The sequence below is a fragment of the Pseudobdellovibrionaceae bacterium genome (assembly GCA_019637875.1).
Taxonomy (GTDB): Bacteria; Bdellovibrionota; Bdellovibrionia; order Bdellovibrionales; family Bdellovibrionaceae; genus JAHBUW01.
Window position 1 is genome coordinate 126,127 of the sequence record JAHBUW010000013.1, and the last position, 6,354, is coordinate 132,480.

Below are 6,354 nucleotides of genomic sequence, written 5' to 3' on the forward strand. Positions count from 1 at the left end.
AGGGCTACAACGTCGCTTCGGGCTGCGGAGTTTCCGCGACCGGTGCGGCTTCCGCGCGTTCGGGCTTGCGCGAAGGAGCCGCGCCGAAGCCCAGCTGCATCAGCACGTGCCGAGCCTGCTGTAAGCTGCCGACCAAGCCTTGGTGCGCATTGAGCTGGCCGTTCGCGTAGTGCAAGTTCGCGAACTCGGGCAGGAAGCCGGGCGAAGGCAACGTGGCCGACATCGAGGGGAACACGCAGATGCGTTCGAACTGCAAGTTCTCCAAAGCTTCGGGGAACGCGCGCTTGATTTGGCGACGGATTTTCTTCAGCGCTTGACCCAAGATTTCGGAATCTTCGGCCTCGTCATCTTCGAGGAAGCTCATCCACTGCGAAACGGTCACGCCGTCGTGCGTATGGGTGATGCCCAAGCAAGGGCCGAGATCGTCTTTCGTTGTTCCGTCGAGAAGCAAAACGTTCGATCCCGCGAAAAATTCTTTCTCGTGGTGAAGATCAAGACCCACTTGCGTCCAGAACTTCAGTTTCGAGAACTTCGCTTTCAGCTTCGTCGTCCACTCGTCTTGCGGGATGAGGGTTTTCAGCAGCGAAGTCGAACCCGCGAAAATGTACTGGTCCGCGGTGTATTCTTTTTGTCCGTTCACGGTGACCGACTCGACTTGTCCCTCTTTCACGTTGAAGCGAGTGACATAGGATTTGGTCATGATTTCGAAATCCGCGTTTTCCGTGAGGAGCGCGGGCCAATCCCAGGCGGCGGGTTTCGTGAGCAGACGGTGTTCGGTCAAATAACCGGCGATCTGGTGCAGAAAAGCGGGCGGGTGGTCACCGAAACCGACGAAGGGCTTCAAGTTTCCGTTGTCGTAGTTGAGCGCGGCGGAGTCGACCTGCGCGAGTTCGAAGTCACCGGGTACGATGCCCGCCAGAAAATCCAGCGCTTCGCGGGTTTCAGGATTGTCGGGCAGCAAACGCAAACCGTTGTGCATTTGGCGTCCCAGATTTTCGACGGGACGGTGGGTGCCACCGGTATTGTCTTGGCCTTCGAGCAAAAGCACGCGTGCATTTTCAAGTGAAAGTCGGCGGGCGACGGCAAGTCCGGACAAGCCGGCGCCGATCACGATAAAGTCATAGTGCCTTTTGTCGGCAGCGGAGGTCTTGGTCATAGCTCATCTGGTCAAATGGGGCGGGACCTTGGCAAGTCAAAATTCGCCGTGGCGGCGGATTTTGTGAGCGAATGCCCTTAGAATCCGCTGAGTCGCGGGCTTGACGCGAGGATGACGATCAAGCCAACGCGCAATCGGTGGAGAAAAGCTTTCGTAGAACGAAATGAAGCCGAGTCCGAGTGCGTTTTTCGCGAGGACTTCGTCGCGCCACGCGCGGAGTGCGCGGACTTCGGGCGCTTCGCTGTCGTCGAAGGCGGCGGTCGCGATGAAGCAGCGACCCTTCGTCTCGGAAGCGGCTTTGATGAAAGACTTCACCGGTCCGGGATTCTTCGCGGTTTTCGCGAAACTTTCCGCTCGCTTCATCACATCCGCGTAAAGTGGAGTGAACTTCAGAAACTGCGCGAGTTTCCGGGCGGCCAAGGACTGACGCTCGCTGTATTTGTCATTCGTATCATAGATCCGCAGAAGGTCCCAGTACACCGAGGCGACCACGGTCAGCTCTTGCGTGCGCGCGGAGTCTTTGAACTGTTCGGGATTCAGCTCGCCCGTTTTCGCGTCGAAGACGACTTCCATCACTTTGAGATATTTTTCGTAGGTGACGGCCGCTTCCGAAAAAGCGCGTTCGCTCATCAGGGCGCGTGCGCGTTTGATCAGATTGACCCGGCTTTTCCAGAGCATCAGCTTTTTTTGCTCTTTCGCTTTTTCGGCCGCGATCAGGGCCGAGCCCGGTTTCTTGGGGGGCGCGTTGTTGTGCAACGCGGGCACATCGCCCGACGTCAGATTACGGTAACAGCTGATGCAGATGGAACTCGGGATGTCCTCGTTCGCACGTTGCACGAGTTGTTCCCGGACTTTGGGATCCAGGTTTTGTAAGCTGTCGACTTCCGTCCCGCAGCGCGGACACTTCTGCATTCATCTATTGTGGCTAAAGAAGGTTGAGGGGGTCAATGTCGACGGCGACCTTCACTCCGGCGGGGAGTTTGTCCTTGCCGGCGAGCACATTTTCGCACAGCCAGCGCAAAAGCTTCGCGTTGCCGGACTTTAGCAGCATGTGGATCCGGTACTGCCGACGAATGCGCGCCAATGGGGCTTCGGCAGGCCCCAAAATCTCGACGAGACTTTGATCGATACCGCGCTGTTGGAGCCCACGTTCGATCCAGCCGCGAATGGTTTCGCCGGCGGCCCACACGCGGTCTTGATGCAGGCTTTGAATTCGCAAGACCGCCAGGCGGCCGTAAGGGGGATAACCAAGAGCCTCACGTTGGCGAAGTTCGGCCTCGGCGAAACCTTCATAGTCGCCGCGCGGGGCGTGCGTCAGGCTCAGGTGATCGGGGTTGTAGGTTTGGATCAAAACCCGTCCGGGGTCTTCGGCGGTGGCGCCATGCCGACCCGCGCGTCCCGACATTTGGGTCATGAGCTGGAAACTTCTTTCCGTCGAGCGGAAGTCGGGAAGGTTGAAGCCCACATCGGCGAGCACCAAGCCCGCGAATTTGAGTCCCGGGAAGTCGAGACCTTTCGCGATCATTTGCGTGCCCACCAAAATATCGATTTCGCGCGCTTCCATCGCGCGCACCATATTTTCGAAGTCTTCGCGGCTTTGGATTTCATCGCGATCCGCGCGGGCGACGCGGGCTTGCGGAAACAGGCGCCGCAGGTCTTCTTCGACCTGCTCGGTCCCGAGGCCCAGCGGCTTCAAATCACCCTGACAGGCGGGGCACTCTTCGGTGTAGCTTTGATCGTAGTTGCAGTAGTGGCAGACCAAGTTGCGCTTTCCGTGCAGGGTCAGCGAGATGTCGCAGTTCGGGCATTCGACGGTGGTGCCGCAGCTTTGACACACGACCGAGGCGGAGTAACCGCGTCGGTTCAGAAAAAGCGCCGCTTGCTGACCGGCTTCGAGCACCGTCGTCAGGTGGTGGTGCAGGCGATCGGTCATCCAGAAGGGGACGCCGTCGGCCTTTCCCTCTTTCGCCTCGTCTTGGCGTAGATCCAAAATTTCGACGTGGGGCAGGGGCTGGTCGCCCACGCGGCTGGGTAGACGGTGCAAAACGAATTTGTTTTCGAGGGCGTTCTTCCAACTTTCCAAAGAAGGCGTCGCGGAACCCAGAACGACGGGGCAGTGGAATTCTTTCGCCAGCATGATCGCGGCGTCGCGCCCGTGGTATTTCAACTTCTCTTCTTGTTTGAAGCTCGGTTCGTGCTCTTCGTCGACGACGACCAAGCCCAAATCGGGAACGGGACAAAAGATGGCCGAGCGCGCGCCCATCAAGATTTTCTTTTCGCCGCGTTGAATGGACCACCACTGTTCGGTGCGCTCGCGATCGGTCAATTGAGAGTGAATCACCGCGATCTTTTGACCGAAACGTTCCGAAAACCGGCGCAACAGCTGCGGGGTCAGCGCGATCTCGGGCACGAGGAAAAGACCGCTTTTGCCCGCCGCCAAGGTGCGTTCCAGAAGTTCGAGGTAAACCTCGGTCTTGCCCGATCCCGTGACCCCGAAAAGTAAATGCGCACCGAAGCCCGGCTGGCTCGAGATCGCGTCCACCGCCGTGGCTTGGGCGTCGTTGAGTTTGAATTTTTCCTTCAGCGGAACGTCCGGTACGACGTCGCCTTTTTGCGATCCCCGGGTACGCGCGGTTTGCCGCAATGGAGGATAGGCAAGTTCGCAGACTTGGCCGACGGGATGCAGGTAATATTGCGCGAGCCACTCCAGCCAACGCAGAAAAGCTTCGGGCAAGATCGGGTATTCGTCGTCAAGCCCCGTCAGTTCTTTGATCGTGAATTCGGTCGGCGCGACATCCGTGGGGCCGAGCAAAACACCCGACGCTTTCCTTTTCCCCAATGGCAGGTGCACGCGCATGCCGCGGGCCCAGCGGATGGGCGGATCGGTGGGGGCCTTGTAGGTCAGGGCTTCCGGCAAGGGGACGTCGACGGCGACCCGCCAAAGTCCCTCCGTCATCTGAACCTACCGTAAAACTCCTCAACCAATTTTTGCATCTCGGGATCGGTGAGGCCGGCGATCTGTGAATTGAACTCAAGCCCCGCCGCTTGGAAACGCTTGTCGTTTTTCACGGTGGGGAGTCCCGAAACCTTGCTGACCTGGATGGTGACGGCCTTCGTATTTCCACGATCGCCCCAGACGATTTGACGCATTTTCGGGAAGGCGAGGTCGCGCGCGTAAGAGCCGTAGCGGTCCGCGGTCATGGTGGTGCCCGAGGGGAAACGTAATTTCCGCAGGTGGAACACGTCCTGCTCGATCCAAGCCATCGGGTGCATATCGTTTTCCGATTCCGCCGGCTGGCCGAACGTGTACGCGATGCTGCCGGCGATGCGGGTCAGGCGATTCAGGGGCTCGGCGGGATACACGAATTCCTTTCCCGAGCGTGTGACTTTACTGTCGCGATAAGCGGCGGGCAGGATTTTCAAGTTGCTGAACATGCTGAAAAGAACGTCGCGGCTGCGCGTGTGGAAGAACTTTTCGGCGAACTCCTCGCCTTGGGCGCCGGACGTTTTTCCGCGCTGGGTGAGGGACGACTTTTGGCCGTTGGCGTAGACGAATTGAATTCTCACTTGATCGGCGGCATCGCGTGCCGGGCGCACCGTCAAGCGCATCTGTCCATCGGTCGAAATCAACCACTGTTCTTTCAGGGTCAGCTGCGAGTTTTGCGTCGAGAAATGGACATCTTGTTCGATGGTGTACGTGCCCGAACCGGCGTTGCCGGCGAGTTTACCGACGATGAACGAGGCGCGTGGAATCGCGGCCTGCGCGAAAGTCGAAAGCGAAATTAAAACGGCGCTCAGCAAAAGATTTTTCATAGTGTCGGCACCAAAGTTTTAAGAGCCGCAGACAGCTCTTGTGAGAGTTCGGGGTTTTTCAGCGCGAGCTCGATGTTCGCCATCAAGTAGCCGAGCTTGTCGCCCGCATCGTAGCGACGGGCCGTGAACGTGGATGCATAAAAGGCGTGATTTTTCGCCAGACGATTCATCGAATCGGTCAGCTGGATTTCACCAAGCACGCCGGGTTTAGCGGTGCGGAGGTCCTCGAAGATTCGCGATTCGAAAACGTAACGGCCCGGGAGCGCCCAACGACTGGGGGCTTCTTCGGGTTTGGGTTTTTCCACGAAGCCGTTCACTTTGAAAAGACCGGGGCGATCCGCCTTGACGTCGGCGATCCCGTATTTGCTGACCTGGCTTTTTTCGACTTCCATGACGGCGACGACCGATGCCTTAGTCTCTTCAAATGACCGACACAGGCGCGAGGTCGTGTTTTCCGCGGCCGATTCGCTGATCATGATTTCGTCGCCGAGCAAAACCGCGAAAGGACTGTTGCCGACGATGGGCTCGCCGCAAAGAACCGCGTGGCCCAGACCCAGCGGTTGTTTTTGCCGGATGCTGATGATGTTCACCTGGTCGCGTACGCGACGGACGCGGTCGAGCAGATGTTCTTTGTTATCCTTCACCAATTTGTCTTCGAGTTCGTAGGAGTAGTCGAAAAAATCTTCGATCGCGGTTTTCCCGCGACCCTGAATCAAGATGATGTCTTCGATACCCGCTTGGATCGCTTCTTCGACGACGTAAAGGATGATGGGCGCGTCGACGATGGTCAGCATTTCCTTGGGCACCGTTTTGGTTGCCGGAAGGAAGCGGGTTCCGAGACCCGCGGCGGGAACAATGGCTTTTTTCACTTTTTGAGACATAGGTCTCAGTCTTCTCATTTTCGAGCGGCGCAGACAAGAGAATGACCTGACTAGCAGCGGTCCAGTTTTGTCTCAGAACGAGACTGTCGCGGCTTGGGCTTTGGGGAAATTTGCGGCAACTTGTCAATTCTGTTAGCCTGAGACACGAGGGGTTATTCATGGGGAAACCACGGCTCAATCGGCTGTTCAATCGGATCCATTGGCCCAGCATCGGTCTGGTGCTCGGCATGGGCGTTTTGCTCGTGTTCTTCCAGAACTGCGGGAAAGCCGGCATGGATGGCGAAGACATGAGCTCGCTGTTGGCAGAGTCCCCCGATCAGAAGAAGTTCAAGGCCGCTCCGTTCCCCTTCGATATCAACATCAACCAAGTCGCTTACATGACCTGCCCGGCCACGCGTGATCCCAACGCCAGTGCCGAGGATGTCGATACGCCGTTCTTCACCATTCGTGTGGGTGCCTATGACAACACGTCGCTCGCCGCGCGCTTCAACGCCTTTGGGGCGA

6 protein-coding genes are annotated in these 6,354 nt (G+C 58.0%); 1 reads left to right on the forward strand and 5 read right to left on the reverse strand.

Annotated features, from left to right (window positions below; genetic code table 11):
* Nucleotides 1-4 precede the first annotated feature (4 nt).
* The 5 genes from KF767_15820 to galU are packed head-to-tail and all read right to left on the reverse strand — an operon-like array spanning nt 5 to nt 5,850.
* Complete coding sequence (locus KF767_15820; protein ID MBX3019354.1) at nt 5-1,156, reverse strand: NAD(P)-binding protein; 1,152 nt, start codon at nt 1,154-1,156, stop codon at nt 5-7.
* Between the two features lie 36 nt (nt 1,157-1,192).
* Entirely contained in the window at nt 1,193-2,068 is an 876-nt protein-coding gene (locus KF767_15825; GenBank protein MBX3019355.1) for a hypothetical protein, read from the reverse strand.
* Between the two features lie 13 nt (nt 2,069-2,081).
* Nucleotides 2,082-4,112 carry a primosomal protein N' gene (gene priA / locus KF767_15830; protein ID MBX3019356.1) on the reverse strand — a complete coding sequence of 677 codons (2,031 nt, stop codon included), beginning with the start codon at nt 4,110-4,112 and terminating at the stop codon, nt 2,082-2,084.
* Nucleotides 4,109-4,969, reverse strand: coding sequence for a hypothetical protein (locus KF767_15835; protein MBX3019357.1), 861 nt, complete (start codon nt 4,967-4,969; stop codon nt 4,109-4,111). Before KF767_15835 ends, priA begins: the two co-directional genes overlap by 4 nt.
* A complete protein-coding gene (gene galU, locus KF767_15840; protein ID MBX3019358.1) occupies nt 4,966-5,850 on the reverse strand; it encodes a UTP--glucose-1-phosphate uridylyltransferase GalU in 885 nt (294 codons plus the stop codon). Before galU ends, KF767_15835 begins: the two co-directional genes overlap by 4 nt.
* Before the next feature lie 158 nt (nt 5,851-6,008).
* Here galU and KF767_15845 point away from each other — a divergent pair.
* The coding region (locus KF767_15845; protein MBX3019359.1) for a hypothetical protein at nt 6,009-6,354 on the forward strand (346 nt) is incomplete at its 3' end.